Raw genomic sequence first — 16,128 nt, 5'->3', positions numbered from 1 at the left:
CCGGGGCGGGGGGGCGGGCCCCCCCCCCCCCCCCCCCCCCCCCCCCCCCCCCCCCCCCCCCCCCCCCCCCCCCCCCGGCCCCCCCCCCCCCCCGGGGGGGCCCCCCCCGCCTCTTACGACGGCCGTGTCCATTCGGCAGGTGACTTCGCGGGGCAACAACTGCGAGCAGATTCCGGCAAGTGATCGGCCCCCTCATGCGCGCCGCCATCCGATTCCGCCACGACGCCGTCGGCCTCGACACCGCCGTTCACCCCGACACCCTCGACGACCCGTCGTTCCTGTGGAGCGCCCAGATCGCCATGCCCGGCACGACCCGGCTGCGCCTGACGGCCGACCACACCACCGGCCGATGGCTCCTCCACCCCGACGGCTCGTGGGCGGTGCTGGAGAGCCGGACCGACGGAACCAACCGTGCCTTCCAGGGCGGCCCGCGCGCCCTCTGGTCCGAGGTGGAGGCAGCAGCCATGGCGTGGCTGTCCAACGGCCGTCCTGCGTTGGAGCGTTACGGTCTCACGGTGCCCCCCGAGACGAACACGGTCTGGCTGGACGACCCCGGCAACCCCCTCGGTGTTCTCGGGTAGTGACCAGCGAGGTGGAAGGCAGCGAGAGTTCGTGGCGGGGATCCGAACGGGCGAGTTCCCGGCCCCGAGCTAACCCAGTACCGTGGGCTGCCCCGCGCCGCGCGGGGCAGCCCGGCTCGCCTTCACCGGGCCGGTTCCCGGCGCCGGCGCCGGCGCTGAGCCAGGGACGACAGCTGCGACGCGAGTGGAGCAGAGGCATGAACGCGGTACCGACATTCGTACGCAGCTACCACCGGACCCTGGGACGTGCCTCCTTGGCCATGCTCGGGTGCGGGCTGCTGCTGTTCGTCCTGGCCGTGGCGTACTTCATTCCGCATGACACCCACGTGGAGTCGGTGCTCAACGGTCGCGGCGTCCACGTCCAGGGCGTCGTCACGGAGTGCGTCTCGGTGGGCAGCAACAGTGACGGCTCCACTTCCCCCAACTCCCGCTGCCGGGTGCGCTTCACGGCATCCGACGGACGCACCGTCGAAGCGCAGCTGGCCTACGTGTCGGCCGACCTCGGGACGGACCGGCCCGTCACCGTCGTGTACGACCCGCAGGACACCGCGCTGGTCGCCCTTCCGTCGAGCATCGGCTTCTGGAACACCCTCGGTCGGAACGTGCTGGACTGGTTCGCCCTGGCGGCCTCGGTGGTCATGATGCTCGCCGGGATCGCGGCTCTCACCTGGTACCTGCGGATACGAGGCCAGATGGCGGCGAGTCCACAATCGGCATGATCGGGCAGCTCCGCCCGATCACGCAGATCAGCCCGGCCTGGTTCGCCGACCGGCTCCGGCCTGCACGTGAACGCCCGGATTTCTTGATCGAAACATTATTTCGACCCCCCGCGGCGGCCCCCTCGCCGCCCCGCTCAGAGGCCCCTTCCCGGCTCGGGGGCGGGGTGGCGCCGCGCCCACGGACGGGCCCGGGACACCCGCTTCCACCAGCGCTATCAGATCCCCAACGCCCCACCCTGCAAGGGCTTTTGCCCTCCTCGCACCGGCTCACCGGACCGCCTACGCTCGGCTTCATGAACCGTACGATCCGCACCACCGAAGACGTCCTCGTCCTGCTCGACGGGCTCTTCCCGTCGGCCGAAGCCTTCTGGGACCGGTTCTACGCGGACCGGCCCACCGACCGGCCGTTCTTCGCGCCCAAGCCGGACGAGAACCTGGTCTCCTACCTCGACCGGGGCCTGCTCTCCCCCGCCCCGGCCGGTGTCCCCGGCCGCGCCCTGGACCTCGGCTGCGGCCCCGGCCGGAACGCGATCCACCTGGCGTCGCTCGGCTTCGACGTCGACGCCGTCGACGTCTCCTCCGCCGCCATCGACTGGGCCGGGGAGCGCGCCCGCGAGGCCGGCGCGGGCACCAACCTGCGCTTCCACCGGGCGAGCATCTTCGACGCCGAACTCCCGTACGCGCAGTACGACCTGGTCTACGACTCCGGCTGCCTGCACCACCTCCCGCCGCACCGCCGTGTCAGCTACCTGGACCTCCTGGACCGGACTCTCGCGCCGGGCGGGCACTTCGCCGTCACCGCGTTCGCCGCCGGGACGGTGGGGTCGGAGCGGCCCGACGAGGAGTTGTACCGGCTCGGCACCCTGGAAGGCGGACTGGCCTACTCGCCGGACGAACTCCGCTCCCTCTTCCGGGACTTCGAGCCGCTGGAGATCCGCCCGATGGCCGCCCAGTCGCCCGATTCCGCGCTCTTCGGCGTCCCCTTCCTCCTCACCGCCCTCTTCCAGCGGACGGCCGGCCTCTAGGGCGTGTATCGAAAGCACGGACAGGCCGGACGGGGTGATGTCCCGGTCCGGCCCGTCCGCTCTCTGCTAAAGGTCGAGCTGATACTGGTGTGTCGTGTGCGTGGGTGTGTAGCCGAGACCGTCGTGGACCCGTCGCATGTGCGCGTTGCTGTCGGCGGTGTCGGTCAGGAGGTCACCGAGGTCCGGATAGTCCCTGTGGGCCTGTCGGATCGACTCGGCCTTCATCCATCGGCCGGGGCCGTGACCTCGGTGCTCGGGCAGCACCCCCGTGCCGTAGTGCTGGCCGTCACCTGTGCCGTTGCCGGGGATGACGAGTTCGGTGAAGGCGGCGATCGAGCCGCAGAGTTGAGCTCGGCCGCCTCTTGACTGACCCCTGACCTGACGGCGAAACGCCGCGGCTTGCCGGGGCGTTTCCTCAGTTCAGCGCAAGCCGTCTGTGTCGTCGTGCTCTTCGCCGACTGGGAGTGGCCGACGGTCCTCCACCGGGTCATCGCTGTAGATGACCGCGGAGACCGCGCTGTCGTAGGCATCGTCGAGGCCGTTACCGCTTGCGCCGAGTATGTTCTCCCAGTCAATTCCCATACCTACGAGCCTACCCGTAGTGTTCGAGGAACCGAGCGATGTGGGCGTTGAGCTCGTCCGCCTGGGCAAAGATCGCAGCTTCCTCTCCTGGAAGGTGGGCGGCGCGGCCAGCCTCGTCATCGGGCTAGGTGTTCTGCCTCGGGAGGTTGTGGACGGCTGGGGGGCAGTTGAGTCCTATGGGTCGGTACAGTCGCGTGCATGCTAAAGCCAGTGCTGCGTGTAGTTGAAGCGGGCGGTCGTACCGTGGACGATCCAACCGAGGAGGTTCTGCACGACCTGCTGTTACCAGGTCGAGTACCGCGAAGGCAGTGCAGACAAGCACTACCAGGCCCACGTTCCAAGGCTCCATGAAGTGTTCGGCCCAGAAGAGTCGACCGCCAAGGTGATGATGGACTGGGCTCACGATCGACAGGGCTGGCGGGAGGCGTTGCCGTGGACCCCGATGCCTTTTCAGTGGAGGATTACAGCCACTCGTTGATCGCCGCGACCAGGACTGTCGCTTCGTAGCGGACAGCGAGCTTGTCGTACCGCGTGGCGACAGCGCGGTTCCTCTTGAGGCGGTTGATCCCACACTCGACCGCGTGGCGCTCGCGGTAGTCGGCCGGGTCGAAGCGCGGCGGCCGGCCGCCGCGGGAACCGAGCCTTCGGCGGTTGCGGGCCTGGTCGGCCTTGTCCGGGATGGTGCAGCGAATCCCGCGGCGGCGCAGGTAGCCGCGGTTCCTGCGGGAGGCGTACGCCTTGTCGGCCCGCACGCGGTTGGGGCGGACGCGTGGCCGTCCCGGACCGATGCGGGGCACGCGGACCTTGTCCAACACGGGTTCGAACTGCGGCGAGTCGCCGCGCTGCCCGGCCGTGATCACGATCGACATGGGTTTCTGACCCTGCTCGACGGCCAGGTGCAACTTGGTGGTGAACCCGCCGCGTGAGCGACCCAGTCCGTGATCCTCGGGTTCAGTGAACACACCGCCTGGCGGTTCCTTCTGCAGGTCACCCTGCCTGCGGGCCCCCGCCGCATGCTGATGAGCACGACAGACCGTGGAGTCGACGCTCAGGTCCCACGTGATCCTCCCCTTCGCGTCGGCCAAGGACTGCAGCCGGGTGAAGACCTGATGCCAGGTGCCGTTCCGCTGCCACCGGCGGAACAAGTCGTAGACCCGGCCCCACGGCCCGTACTCGACGGGCACGTCCCGCCACGGAACCCCTACGGACACGGAACCGTATGCCGTCGATCAGCTGCCGCCGAGGCCAGACAGGTGGCCGGCCCGCCTTCGCGCCCTTCGGCAACAACAGCTCCAGCACCGCCCACTGCTCGCCCGTGAGATCTCCCCGACCCATGAACCGTGCTCATCCACAGCACCAGATCCACTTTCGACACACAGCCTAGAGCGCGCCCTTGGGCCAGCTCATCGCGCCGCGGAGGTGGGGGCCGGCGAGGTGGCTGACGGGGTTCTTCTCGTGACGCGTGGCGATGCCCCGCCAGGCCTTCACCTTGGTGATCAGCCGCTCGACCGTGGGGCGGCGGTGCCGTCGGATGCGGGTGGGATCGCGTCTTTGTATCCGTCGGGTATCAGGGAGCGCGCGGCCGGACGTCGATGCGGGCGAGGACGTCGATGCGTCCGGTATCTGCCGTATCGTTCGCTTGTCCGCCGCTGTCCGCCGCTGTCCGTCGTTGACCTTCGCCGCTGTCCGCCGCCGTTCGAGCAGGAGTCGTCCGCCCGTGCCCTCGCCCGCGCCGTCCCCGCACCCCGTCCGTGTGCTGCTGGTCGAGGACGACGAGCTGATGCGCCGCTCCTTCACCATCGCGTTGGAACGCTACGGCTACCGGATGAGCACCGCGGCGGACGGCCTCACGGCACTGGAACTGTTCCGGGACGAGCAGTTCGACCTGCTGATCCTGGACGTGATGCTGCCCGGCCTGGACGGGATCGGCCTGTGCCGCAAGGTCCGGGAGACCAGCCTGGTGCCCGTCCTGATGATGTCCGCGCGCGGCGACGGCCTCGACGTCGTCGCCGGCCTGGAAGCCGGGGCGGACGACTACGTGGTCAAGCCCGTGGACACCTACGTGCTGGTGGCACGCATCCGCTCGCTGCTGCGGCGGGCGACGTACGCGCCACCCGTCCCGGCGCCCTCCCCCGGAGCCGCCGGCGGGGACGTCCTGGTGTTCGGGGACCTGACCGTCGACACCGCCGGCATGGAGGTGTCCGTCGGCGGGGCGCCGGTGGCGCTGACCCCGACCGAACTGAAGCTGGTGCTGGAGTTCGCCGCCCACCCCGGTGTCGTGCTGGAGCGGCACACCTTGCTGCGCAACGTCTGGGAGTACGGCTGGGACGGCGACAGCCGGGTCGTGGACCTGTGCGTGCAGCGGGTGCGCCGCAAGCTCGGCCGGGAGCGGATCGAGACGGTCCGCGGCTTCGGCTACAAGCTCAGGCGCTGAGCGCGGTGCGCACGCCTCCCCGGGCCGCCCGCGCCCCCCTGCGCTGGAAGATCGCCGCGCTGGCCGCCGCCACCGCCTGCCTCGTCGCGGTGGCGGTCGGCGTGCTGGTGCACCTGTGGACCGCGCACGACATCCGCAGCCGGGCCGAGGCGCAGGCCTTCAACACCGTCTACTCGGCCATGGACGTCTACCGGCGCACCGGATCGCTGGCCGACGGCGCCGAACTCGACCCCGCCGACCTGCCCACCGCCCTGCGCCACCCGGCCGACGGCGAACGACACACGGCCTACGACGGGCACGCCGAAGGGAATTCGGGCCCGAGCTACTGGGCCGCCCAGCGCACCGGCGGGCCCGGCAGCCCGGTCCTCGCCATGCGGGTCAACCTGGCGCCGCAGCTCTCCGACCTGACCCGGCTGGACGCGGCGATGGCGGTGGCCTCGGCGGTCGCGCTCGCGGCGGCCACACCGGTCGCGGTCTACGGCGCCGGGTTGCTCGCCCGCCGGCTGCGGCGGGTCGCGGAGACGGCGGGCCGGATCTCCGCCGGGGACCTCGACGCCCGGACCGGGCCCACCAGGGGCGGCGACGAGGTGGCCGACATCGCGGCGACGGTGGACCTGATGGCCGACAGCCTCGGCCGACGACTGCGCACCGAACGGCAGTTCACCGCGGACGTGGCACACGAGCTGCGCACTCCGGTCGGTGGCCTGCTGGCCGCCGTCGACCTGCTGCCGGCGGGCGGGACGGAGGACCTGATCCGGACACGCGTGCGGGACCTGCGCGGGTTGGTCGAGGACCTCCTGGAGATCTCCCGCCTGGACGCCGGGGCGGAACAGCCTGCGCGGGCCCGGGTGCCGCTCGTCGCGGTCGTCCGGGAGGCCGTGGTGCGCACCGGATTCGAGGCCGAGGTCGTCGCGGGGGACGGGCAGACCGCGGAGGACGGGCAGATCGTGGAGACCGATCCGCGGCGGCTCGAGCGGATCGTCGGCAACCTCGTCGTCAACGCGCACCGGCACGGGGCCGCCCCGGTCCTGGTCACCGTCCACGGCCGTACGGTCGTCGTGCGCGACCACGGCCCCGGCTTCCCGCCGGACCTGCTGCGCCACGGCCCGCGCCGCTTCCACACCGGTGCCGCCGAGCGCGGCACGGGCCACGGACTGGGGCTGACCATCGCGCTGGGGCAGGCCCGGCTGCTCGGTGCGGAGCTGCGCTTCGACAACGCGGCGGACGGCGGCGCGAGGGCCACGCTGCGGCTGCCGGACTGACTGGACCGACCGGTCCGCCTGCCGGGCTGACCGCTGGTCCGCCCGGACATACGGCTGCTACAGAACCGCTGCGAAGCGGAGCGGGCGCTGATACACGGCGGCGCAGCGGCCTGATACGTGCCCCGGACACCCTTCGAAGTGCACCGACTCGCACCTCGACAGGAGCCCGCTCATGATCGCCAACCCCCTTGCCCTGCACGCGCCGCCCGGGGTCGCGGCCGCCGTCGCCGACCTGACGAAGACCTACGGCAGCGGCGACACCCGGGTCACGGCCCTGGACCGGGTGAGCGTGGCCTTCCGGGCGGGCGAGTTCACCGCGATCATGGGCCCGTCCGGCTGCGGCAAGTCCACCCTGATGCACTGCGCGGCCGGCCTGGACACGCCCACGTCGGGCTCCGTGCGGATCGGCACGACGGAACTGGGCGGTCTGGGCGACCGGCAGCTCACCCGGCTGCGGCGGGACCGGATCGGCTTCATCTTCCAGGCGTTCAACCTGCTGCCCACCCTGACCGCGCTGGAGAACATCACGCTCCCGCTGTCGCTGGCCGGGCGGACGCCGGACCGGCAGTGGCTGGACCGCGTGGTGTCGATGGTCGGGCTCGCCCAGCGCCTCGGCCACCGGCCGTCCGAGCTGTCCGGCGGGCAGCAGCAGCGCGTCGCAGTCGCCCGGGCGCTGGTCGCGCGGCCCTCGATCGTGTTCGGCGACGAGCCGACCGGCAACCTCGACTCCCGGGCCGGGGCCGAGGTGCTCGGCTTCCTGCGCGACTCCGTCAGGGAGTTGGGGCAGACGGTGGTGCTGGTGACCCACGACCCGGTGGCCGCCGGGTACGCGGACCGGGTGGTGTTCCTGGCCGACGGGCGGCTGGTCGACGAGATGGCGCATCCGACCCCGGATCGGGTGCTGGACGTCATGAAGTCCTTCGCAGGCTGACCCGCACCCCGACTCTCGAAAGCTGATCATGCTGACCACAGCCCTGCGCAACGTCCTGGCGCACAAGGCCCGGCTGCTCATGACCGTCCTCGCGGTCTGCCTCGGTGTCGCCTTCGTCTCCGGCACCCTCGTCTTCGCGGACTCGACCGCCGCCGCCTACCGGGCGGCCGCGTCCCGCACCTTCGCCGACATCGCGGTCAGTGTCACCGCGAAGGAGTCCCCTGCCGCCACCGACCAGCCGAGTGCGCCGACCGTGCTGACGGACGAGCTGGCGCGCCGGCTCGCGGACGTGCCCGGTGTCGCGGCGGTACGGCCGTCGGTCGACGGGAGCGCCACGCTGAACGCGGCCGACGGCAGCCCGCTGCGGGTCAAGCGGGGGACGAACCTCGCGGCCGCCTACGTCCCGGGGAGCGACGGCAAGGACGCCCGCTACCCCGTGGTCGAGGGCGGGGCCCCGGCCGGCGCCGACGAGATCGCGGTCGACCGGGGCACCGCGGCGGCGGGCCGGTACCGGCTGGGCGACACGATCACGTTCGCCTCGGACGGCCCGGCCCTCACCGCGCGCCTGGTCGGCATCGTCACCACCGGGGACACCCGGGTCACGGCTGGCGGCACGCTCACCCTGTTCGACCGGGCCGGCGCGCAGCGGCTGTTCGCAACACCCGGGCACTACACCAGCCTTGAGGTCTCCGCCGTGCCGGGAGCCAACCAGTACGAGCTGGCGGATCGGATCGCCGCCGTCCTGCCGCCCGGCACGGCCGAGGTCACCACCGGACAGGCGCTGGCTGACCAACAGGCCCGCTACGTCGGCACGTTGACCCGGGGCTACCAGAAGCTGCCGATGGTCTTCGCCGGGGTGTCGCTGTTCATCGGCTCGTTCCTCGTGGTCAACACCTTCACCATGCTCGCCGCCCGGCGCACCCGGGAGATCGCCCTGCTGCGGGCGGTGGGCGCGACGCAGCGCCAGGTGGTGCGCGCGCTGCTGGCCGAAGCGGTGCTGGTCGGGGTCGCCGCGTCGGTGGTGGGGTTCGCCCTCGGGCTCGGCATCGCGGCCGTGCTGCCCGGCCTGCTGAGCGGCGACGGGAACCAGCTGCCGACGGGCCCGCTGGTCATCGGGCCCCGGCCGGTGGCGGCGGCCCTGTTCGTCGGGGTCGGCGTGACGGTGACGGCCGCCTGGCTGCCGTCCCGCAGGGCGGCGCGGATCGCGCCGATCGAGGCGCTGCGGGCGGCGGCCGCGCAGCCGGGCGGGCGCTCGCGGCTGCGGACGGCCGCCGGGGTGGGGCTGCTCGTCCTCGGCGTCGGCTGGCTGGTCACGCTCGCGGGTGCGGCGAAGGACGCCTCGGAGCAGAACCTGCGCAGTGCGATGGCGGGTTGCGGGCTCCTGGTCGTCGCCCTGGTCGTGCTGGCGCCGACGCTCGCCGCCCCGGTGATCCGGCTGACCGGGCGCCTCACCCGGCGGTTCGGCGTCATCGGCCTGCTGGCCCGGCAGAACGCGCTGCGCGACCCCCGGCGCACGGCGGCGACCGCTGCCACGCTGCTGATCAGCACGGCACTGGTCAGCGGGCTCGCCACCATCGGCACCTCCACCGGGCAGGCCCTCGACCGGCAGACGGCGGACGGGCTCGCGGCCGACTACGTGATCAGCACCGGCGACACCATGACGGGCATCGACCCGGCGGCCGTACAGCGGGTGGCCGGTGTCGCGGGGGTGCGCGGCGCGAGCGCGGTCGCCGACTCCACGGTGGTCATCGGCGGCAAGGTCCGCGAGATCTCCGGCATCGACCCGGCCGGCGTCGGCCAGGTACTGAAGCTCGACTTCGTGAGCGGCTCCGCGCAGGACCTCGGGCCCGGCCGGGTCGCCGTCTCCAGCAGCGTCGCCCGGGAGGCCGGGGTCAGCGCGGGAGGCCAGGTCACCGCGCGCATGGGCCGGAGCGAGGAGTCCACGAGGTACACCGTGGTGGGCGTCTACCAGGACAACCCCACCGCCCACGACGCGGTCGGCGCCCGCGACGACGTGCAGAAGCACAGCTTCAAGCCAGGCTCCGTCCAGCGGATCCTCGTCCGCGGCGACGGCGCGTCCGGGCGCGACCTGCGGACCGCCGTCGGCAACAACCCACTGCTGAAGGTGCAGGACCGGGCGGAACTGGTTCGCGAGGCGGCGGGCACGACGGGCGGCCTCCTGACGCTGACCTACGGGCTCCTCGGCATCGGCGTCGTGATCGCCGCGCTCGGCATCGTGAACACCCTGGCCATGTCCGTCACCGAGCGGACGCGCGAGATCGGCGCCCTGCGGGCCATCGGCATGGACCGCGGGGACATCCGCCGGATGATCCGCCTGGAGGCCGTGACGGTCGCCGCATTCGGCACCCTCCTCGGCCTGGCGGGCGGCCTCCTCGGCGCCTGGTCCGTCGGCGCGCTGGCGGGCGGAGCGATGAAGCAGTACACGCTGGTCGTGCCCTGGGGCACGCTCGCCCTCGTCTGCCTGGCGCCCCTCGCAATCGGCGCCCTCGCAGCCGCCGCCCCCGCCCGCCGGGCAGCCGCCCTCAGCCCCCTGGACGCCGTCGCGGAGGCATGACCGTCCGCTCGTCCTCGTGCCCCCGCCCGGCGAAAGCACCGGGCGGGGACCGTCAGCGCCCTGGCCCGTCTGGCTGCGCCGTCCTGATCATCTGGCGGCTCCCCGTCCCATGGCTTCCCCCTTGCGCGGGGCCGCTCACCCCGGCGCCCGGCAGGCCATCCGTGAGCGCTGAGCTGGATCAAAGGCCTCAACGGGACCGCCCGTTGGTCGCGGCCGAGTACGCACTCTAATCGGCTTCTCATCCTGCACCCCTAGCCTCCGGCCGTATGAACGTCTCCCTGCTCGACGGCTGGTTCCCGTGGGCGGTCCAGGCCGCGGCCCTCGCGCTGTTCCTGGGCATGCTGGCCCGGCGGGACCGGGCGTGGCGGACGAAGTGGGGGCCGATCGCGCTGGGGACGGCGCTGGTGGTCACCGCGGGCGCCGCCGTGGCCGTCCTCGCCCTGGCCGGGATCACCGACCCGATCCCGTTCGGGGTGTGGCTGTGGGGCGGGGTGGCGGTCGCGGCGGTCTGCGTGCTGGGGTTCGGCTGGCGCGGCGCCCGCTGGTGGCGGCGGCTGCTCGCCGTGCCGACCGCCGTGCTGGCCCTGTTCTGCGCGGCGAACAGCGTGAACATCGCCACCGGCTACTACCCGACCCTGGACGACGCGGTCGGCGAGCTCAGCGGACAGCCGCTGCCGGACCAGATCACGCTCGCCGAACTCGCCTCCATCCACGGCAAGACCAGGACCGGCCGCATCGTCCAGGTCGACATCCCGGACACCGCCAGCGGCTTCGCCCACCGCCAGGAGCTGGTCTACCTGCCGCCCGCGTGGTTCCGCAGCCAGACCCGGCCGAAGCTGCCGGTGCTGGAGATGATCGGCGGCGAGTTCGCGGCGCCCGACAACTGGATCCGCTCCGGCAACGCCGTGAAGACCGCCGACGAGTTCGCCGCCAAGCACAACGGCTTCGCCCCGATCCTGGTCTTCGTGGACGCCACCGGCGGCTTCCGGGTGGACACCGAGTGCGTGGACGGCCCGCACGGCCACGCCGAGTCCCACCTCGTCAAGGACGTCCCCCCGTTCGTCCGGAAGGCCTTCAACGCCGCCACCGACCCGCACAAGTGGGGCGTGGCCGGCTGGTCGATGGGCGGCACCTGCGCCGTCGACCTCACCGTCGAACACCCCGACGTCTTCGCGCACTTCGGCGACTTCTCCGGCGACAAGGGCCCGTACATCGGCGACAAGGACCACACCGTCCAGGAGCTGTACGGCGGCGACGCGGCGGCCTGGGCGGCCCACGACCCGCTGACCGTGCTCGCCCACCACCCCAAGTACCAAGGCGTGTCGGGCTACTTCGGGCAGGGCGACGAGGAACATGGCCAGATCGAGTCCGCCAAGGCCCTGGACGCGGCCGCCAGGAAGGACGGCATCCGCACCGTCACCGCCGTCGGTTCGGGCCGGCACACCTGGCAGACCGGCGCGGCGACCTTCGCCCAGGCGCTGCCCTGGCTCGCCCAACAGCTCGGCGTCCCGGGCACCCACGCGTAGCGGGACAGCCACGCGCAGCGGGACGCCCAGCGCAGCGGAACACCCGGCCGCAGCCGCCCCGGATCGGCCATGGGGAAAGCCTTGGGGTCGGCAGCCGCCCGCGCCTCCTCCGCCCGCACCACCGGGGTGCCGTACGGGCCCGTAGCACCAGCCCGGCAGCGGAGATCCACCGCTTCGGTCGGCGCACCGCCGCGCCCGTGCGCTCCAGGGATCCCCCGCACGCTGCCCATAGCTCCCGACGCGCCCGCACACACGTTCCCCATGAGTGCCCCGCAGCCGCTCCTGTCACTTGACCACCCGTCGGAATCCCGCTTTGCTCCCGGCCGCCCGGTGGCATAGGTTTCGACCGCCGTCGACGCAGCACCGGCGCTGACCGCCCCTCAGAGCAGAGGAGCGCGGCGCGCCCAGGAGCCGGACGGCCGTACGACAACGGGGGAGGAACAGCCATGCCGAGTGCCCGCGACCACGGGTCGACCGGGCGGCGCGGACGGACGGACGGTGCCGCGCAGCCGCGGCCCGCCGCCGGAGTGCTCCCGAACCCGTTCCACGCCACCGGACACCCGAGGAATCGTCAGTTGCGCAGCATCCGACTGGTCACCGCCACCGCCGCAGCCCTCGTCTGCCTGGGCACGCTGAGCGCCTGCGGGCCGGACGACAACGGGGGCAACGGAGGCCAGGACGCCGGCAAGACCGCCGCCCCCGCCCCGGCCAACGCCACCCCGCCCAGCGCCGCCCCGGCTGGCACCGCCAACGGCACCGCCAACGGCATCCCGGCGAAGGCCTGGATGGACACCAAGAGCATCCCGATGGACGAGACCTACCACTACGCGCCGCTGGCGGCCAACGCCAAGCCGCTCGCCGGCGCGGTCCTGTTCAAGGGCATGGAGCTGTGCCACGCCCCGATCGCCAAGGACGACGAGTACATGTTCACCGGCGCCGCCTCCGCGAGGGCGTCGGTCGGCTTCGGCGGCGACCGCTGGACGGCCCAGCAGACGCTGCTCTTCGAGGGCGACCCGACCCACAGCAGCGGCACCAAGCAGATGACCAACCTGACGGACGGCCACCTGACGGACGCGCTCAAGGGCTGCGCCAAGACCGTGCCCGGCGCCACCGTGAAGATCACCAGCGCCGAGGGGGCGCCGTTCTTCGCTGCCGTGCTGACCGTCCCGCAGGCCGACGGCACCACCGTCACCCTGCACGAGTACGTGGTCACCGACGGCGGGGCGGTGAACGAGCTGTCCGTCTGGGCGACCGCCAAGGGCGGCGCCCAGCCCAAGGACACCTGGAAGGCCCCCGAGGACAAGTACGTCGGCTCCGGCATGTCGGCGCCGATGTGCGAGGCCCTTCCGGGCTGCAGCGGGCGCTGAGCCGTACCGGCACCCCGCACAGGCACCCGCACTCCCCCGGGCACCCGCACCACAGGTGCCCACACCCCCACAGACGGCCGTCCGGCCCGTCCGGCACAGGGGACCGGACGGACCGGGCGGCTCCTTCACGCCCGCTCCCGGGGAGCCGGCGTCACAGCCTCAGGGCGCTGAGCGGCGCCGTCACAGCCCCAGGGAGCTGAGTGCCGTGGTCCAGTCGGCAGCGATCGCGCTGCGGGCGTCGTCGAGGCTCACCCGGCCGCCGCACACCGCGTTCTTGAGCTTGGTCTCGACGGAGTCCTTGCTCTGCGCCGGCTGGCTGCCGTAGCGCGGTTCGGGCCACAGGTTGGCCGGGTCGCGCGGGGCGCCGCCGAGCTCCAGCGGGACGAGGTGGTCCTCCTCGTAGTCGGCCGTGCTGGTGTCCTGGTAGCCGTACTGCGCGATCTGCTTCACCTTCAGCGGGTTGGTGTAGCTGGTCGGGGGGCGGACGGTGGCCGTCCAGCCGGAGACGCAGATGGTCCGCCCGATGGTGGCCTGGGTGACGTCCGGGTTGTACGCGCCGGGCGTGCAGGACGGGTCGGGCAGCGGCAGGTACGCCAGCGAACAACTCGCGGCGAGCGTGCGGGACTTCGTGGGGGCGGCGGGCGCCTTGGCGGCGGCCTGCGCGGTGCCGGCGGCGAGCCCGGCGACGGTGAGGGCGGCCGCCGTGGCAACGACGGTGAGGCGCTGACGGAGCATCATGGGGAAGTCTCCTGGGCCGGCCCGGCCTCTCGCCGGGCAACTGTGCTCATGACAGCACCGCGGGAGCGACGACCGTCAGACCCAGGACGTGAACGCCTGGTGACCCCGCCTTCACAACCGCCGCCGCCCACCCCACGCCTGCCCCCTGCCTGCCCCGCCCAATCAGCCCCGGGGCAGCGCCAGTTCGATCTCCCGGCCCGTCCGGTCGCCGGGCATGGGCACCGCCACGCCGGAGCGCTCGAAGCCGACCTTGACGTACATCGCCTCGGCCCGGGCGTTGTCCTCGTGGACGAACAGCCGCATCCGCTGGATCCGGGGCTCCTCGAGCGACCACGACCAGTCCTGGGCGGCCCGGAAGAGGCTCTGTGCCAGCCCGGTGCCCCGTGCTTCGGGCCGGACGTAGACCGCGACGACGTGCGTCTGGTCGACCTCGATGACGTCGCCCTCCAGGGCCGGCGCCGCGCCCGACCGCTCGACCAGCACGCTGACCGTGCCGAGCCAGCGCCCGTCCGCGGCCTCCGCGACGAACTGCGCCACGGCGGAGCCCGTCGCGGCGCCCGTCGTCCGGCCCTGCCAGAACTCGTCGGGCCTGGCCGCGGCCTGCTCGTAGGTGTCCAGGAAGGCGATGGGCGCGGCCGAGTCGCGCAGCGCCTCCAGTCGGATGTCCCGGGCCCGCTCCCAGTCCTCATCGCGTACACGTCTGATAACGGTGCTGGTGCTCATTGCATGATCATTTCATCGGTGCCGGTAGCCTCGGCAACCCAAAATCCTGGCCCGCGAACACCCCGCCCGACACCCGGCACCCGGCACCCGCCGATCAGGCCGGATCAGGCCAGATCAGGCCAGATCAGGCCGAATCATTACCCCCGCCCCGTCCGGCGATCGCGCCAGCAACCGCGCCAGCAGCGCCGCCGGCCCCTCCGGCAGGCTCCCGTGGACGAGTTCGGTGCGGTGCACCAGCCGGGGCGCGGTGATCGGCGCGGCCGCGACGCCGGGCACGGCGGCGAGCACCGGCTCGGGCAGCAGCGTGAGGCCGTGCCCGGCCGCGACCAGCGCCAGCAACCCGCGCACATCGGTGCCCTGGTAGCGGGTGGCGGGCCGGAAGCCGTCGACGCCCGCGGCCGCGCGCAGCCGGGCGACCGGCGGGGTGAGGTCGGGGGCGTCCAGCCAGCGGGCGGCGGAGAGGTCGGCGAGCGCGAGCCCGCTCCGGCCCGCCAGCGGGTGGCCGGTCGGCAGCGCGACGGCGACGGGCTGCTCGTCCACGGCGACGGTGCGCATCGGGCCGGCGTCGGGCAGCGGCAGCGGATCGCTGGGCGCGGCCAGGCCGTCGATCAGGGCGAGGTCGACCTCCCCGGTGGCGACCTGCGCGGGCAGGACGCCTTGGGCGAGCACCCGGACCACCGGCTCCGTCTTCGGGTAGGCCCGGCGCACTTCGCCGAGTGCGCGCCCCAGTGCCGCCCCGACCGCCAGCGGGGTGGCTCCGAGCACCAGCCGGGCGCTCGCAGCACCGGCCAGGCGTGCGACGTCGGCGCGCGCCGCCTCCAGCCGGACCAGCAGTGGCGCGGCGTGCTCCAGCAGCCGTCGCCCGGCCTCGGTCGGGCCGACCGGTCGGCGGACCAGCAGGGCGGCTCCGAGGTCCGCCTCCAGCGCGGCGATCTGCTGCGAGACGGCGGACTGGGTGTAGCCGAGTTCCCGCGCCGCCTCGGAGAACGAGGCGAGGCGGGCGACGGTGACGAAGGTGCGCAACTGCTGGGGATCCACGGCGGCCATCAACCGATCTGATCGATACTGCCACCTGACCCGACCTCACATCGGCAGCGACCGCAGCCGCACCGGCCCCTCCGGCCACCCGGCCCCCGCCGACAGCGGCGTCCACATGGTGCGCAGCGGCATCACCGCGAGCCGCCCCTCCGGCTGCTCCACCGTCACCTCCGCCACCACCTCCCGGAAGCCGAGCCCCCGGTAGAACGCCGCCAGCGGCGGGCGGCAGAACAGCAGCGCGTGCCGGTGGCCGAGCGTACGGGCGTGGTCGAGGGCGGCCCCGACCACGCGCTGCGCGAGGCCGCCGCCGCGCCGGTCGGGGGCGACGCAGACCCCGCCGACGCCCATCACCGTCAGGTCGGCGCCGCCCGCGGTGAGCGGCAGCGGCAGCAGCCCGGCGTGGGCGACGAGCCGGCCGTCGGCGGACCGGATGCCGAAGTGGATCTCCTTGGGCAGGAAGGTCAGCCCGGTGTACGCGACCCCGTACGGGTCGTTCCCGGGGCCGAGGATCTCCTCCTGCTCGGCGCGGGCGTACCGCGCCAGCCGCTCGACGGCCGGCTGTAGGACGGCCGGCGGCCCGGCGGTGTGCGACTCGGCGGGAAAACGATCATTCATCCCGCCATGCTC

The 16,128-nt window shown here is 73.2% G+C and carries 15 protein-coding genes and 1 pseudogene; 9 read left to right on the top strand and 7 right to left on the bottom strand.

Features of this window, described 5'->3' with window-relative positions:
* The first annotated feature begins 179 nt into the window (after positions 1–179).
* The 3 genes from AC0B61_RS20830 (at position 180) to AC0B61_RS20820 (ending at position 2,325) form a co-directional block, all read left to right on the top strand.
* Positions 180–581, top strand: a complete 402-nt coding sequence (locus AC0B61_RS20830) for a hypothetical protein (RefSeq protein WP_471742182.1) — start codon at positions 180–182, stop codon at positions 579–581.
* Between the two features lie 197 nt (positions 582–778).
* Entirely contained in the window at positions 779–1,300 is a 522-nt protein-coding gene (locus tag AC0B61_RS20825) for a DUF3592 domain-containing protein (RefSeq protein WP_471742181.1), read from the top strand.
* A gap of 293 nt (positions 1,301–1,593) precedes the next feature.
* Positions 1,594–2,325 (top strand): class I SAM-dependent methyltransferase, encoded by a 732-nt coding sequence (locus AC0B61_RS20820; protein ID WP_471742180.1) that lies wholly within the window; start codon positions 1,594–1,596, stop codon positions 2,323–2,325.
* A 66-nt stretch (positions 2,326–2,391) separates the two neighbouring features.
* On the opposite strand, the pseudogene AC0B61_RS20815 reads toward AC0B61_RS20820, so the two are convergent.
* From AC0B61_RS20815 to AC0B61_RS20805, 3 genes and pseudogenes are all read right to left on the bottom strand, one after another.
* A pseudogene (locus AC0B61_RS20815) lies at positions 2,392–2,664 on the bottom strand (GNAT family N-acetyltransferase); the annotation flags it as partial.
* 81 nt (positions 2,665–2,745) lie between these two features.
* Complete coding sequence (locus tag AC0B61_RS20810) at positions 2,746–2,907, bottom strand: hypothetical protein (protein WP_167346444.1); 162 nt, start codon at positions 2,905–2,907, stop codon at positions 2,746–2,748.
* A gap of 461 nt (positions 2,908–3,368) precedes the next feature.
* Positions 3,369–4,242, bottom strand: a protein-coding gene (locus AC0B61_RS20805; protein WP_471742179.1) for an IS5 family transposase whose coding sequence is annotated in 2 segments (ribosomal slippage) — positions 3,369–4,110 and positions 4,109–4,242 — 876 coding nt in all. Because the reading frame shifts where the segments join, the coding sequence is not laid out codon by codon here.
* A gap of 382 nt (positions 4,243–4,624) precedes the next feature.
* On the opposite strand from AC0B61_RS20805, the gene cseB reads away from it, so the two are divergent.
* The 6 genes from cseB to AC0B61_RS20775 all read left to right on the top strand — a co-directional run bounded on the left by cseB (position 4,625) and on the right by AC0B61_RS20775 (position 13,002).
* The gene (gene cseB, locus AC0B61_RS20800; RefSeq protein WP_471742178.1) at positions 4,625–5,341 is read left to right on the top strand and encodes a two-component system response regulator CseB; all 717 of its coding nucleotides are present in this window, start codon (positions 4,625–4,627) and stop codon (positions 5,339–5,341) included.
* A 5-nt stretch (positions 5,342–5,346) separates the two neighbouring features.
* Positions 5,347–6,603, top strand: coding sequence for a sensor histidine kinase (locus AC0B61_RS20795; RefSeq protein ID WP_471742177.1), 1,257 nt, complete (start codon positions 5,347–5,349; stop codon positions 6,601–6,603).
* Between the two features lie 172 nt (positions 6,604–6,775).
* Positions 6,776–7,534 (top strand): ABC transporter ATP-binding protein, encoded by a 759-nt coding sequence (locus AC0B61_RS20790; protein ID WP_471742176.1) that lies wholly within the window; start codon positions 6,776–6,778, stop codon positions 7,532–7,534.
* A gap of 28 nt (positions 7,535–7,562) precedes the next feature.
* Positions 7,563–10,109, top strand: coding sequence for an ABC transporter permease (locus AC0B61_RS20785; protein ID WP_471742175.1), 2,547 nt, complete (start codon positions 7,563–7,565; stop codon positions 10,107–10,109).
* A gap of 266 nt (positions 10,110–10,375) precedes the next feature.
* Positions 10,376–11,635 (top strand): alpha/beta hydrolase, encoded by a 1,260-nt coding sequence (locus tag AC0B61_RS20780; RefSeq protein WP_471742174.1) that lies wholly within the window; start codon positions 10,376–10,378, stop codon positions 11,633–11,635.
* A gap of 575 nt (positions 11,636–12,210) precedes the next feature.
* Positions 12,211–13,002, top strand: a complete 792-nt coding sequence (locus tag AC0B61_RS20775) for a hypothetical protein (protein ID WP_471742173.1) — start codon at positions 12,211–12,213, stop codon at positions 13,000–13,002.
* Positions 13,003–13,182: 180 nt separating this feature from the next.
* On the opposite strand, the gene AC0B61_RS20770 is transcribed toward AC0B61_RS20775, so the two are convergent.
* The 4 genes from AC0B61_RS20770 to AC0B61_RS20755 form a co-directional block, all read right to left on the bottom strand.
* The gene (locus AC0B61_RS20770) at positions 13,183–13,740 is read right to left on the bottom strand and encodes a hypothetical protein (protein ID WP_471742172.1); all 558 of its coding nucleotides are present in this window, start codon (positions 13,738–13,740) and stop codon (positions 13,183–13,185) included.
* Between the two features lie 162 nt (positions 13,741–13,902).
* Positions 13,903–14,463 carry a GNAT family N-acetyltransferase gene (locus tag AC0B61_RS20765; protein WP_471742171.1) on the bottom strand — a complete coding sequence of 187 codons (561 nt, stop codon included), beginning with the start codon at positions 14,461–14,463 and terminating at the stop codon, positions 13,903–13,905.
* Positions 14,464–14,577: 114 nt separating this feature from the next.
* Positions 14,578–15,501, bottom strand: a complete 924-nt coding sequence (locus AC0B61_RS20760; protein WP_471742195.1) for a LysR family transcriptional regulator — start codon at positions 15,499–15,501, stop codon at positions 14,578–14,580.
* A gap of 45 nt (positions 15,502–15,546) precedes the next feature.
* Positions 15,547–16,116: a GNAT family N-acetyltransferase gene (locus AC0B61_RS20755; protein ID WP_471742170.1), complete on the bottom strand. Its 570-nt coding sequence runs from the start codon at positions 16,114–16,116 to the stop codon at positions 15,547–15,549.
* Positions 16,117–16,128: the final 12 nt, after the last annotated feature.

The sequence above is a fragment of the Kitasatospora sp. NPDC023385 genome (assembly GCF_055664045.1).
This window is presented reverse-complemented; position numbering and strand designations above follow the sequence as displayed.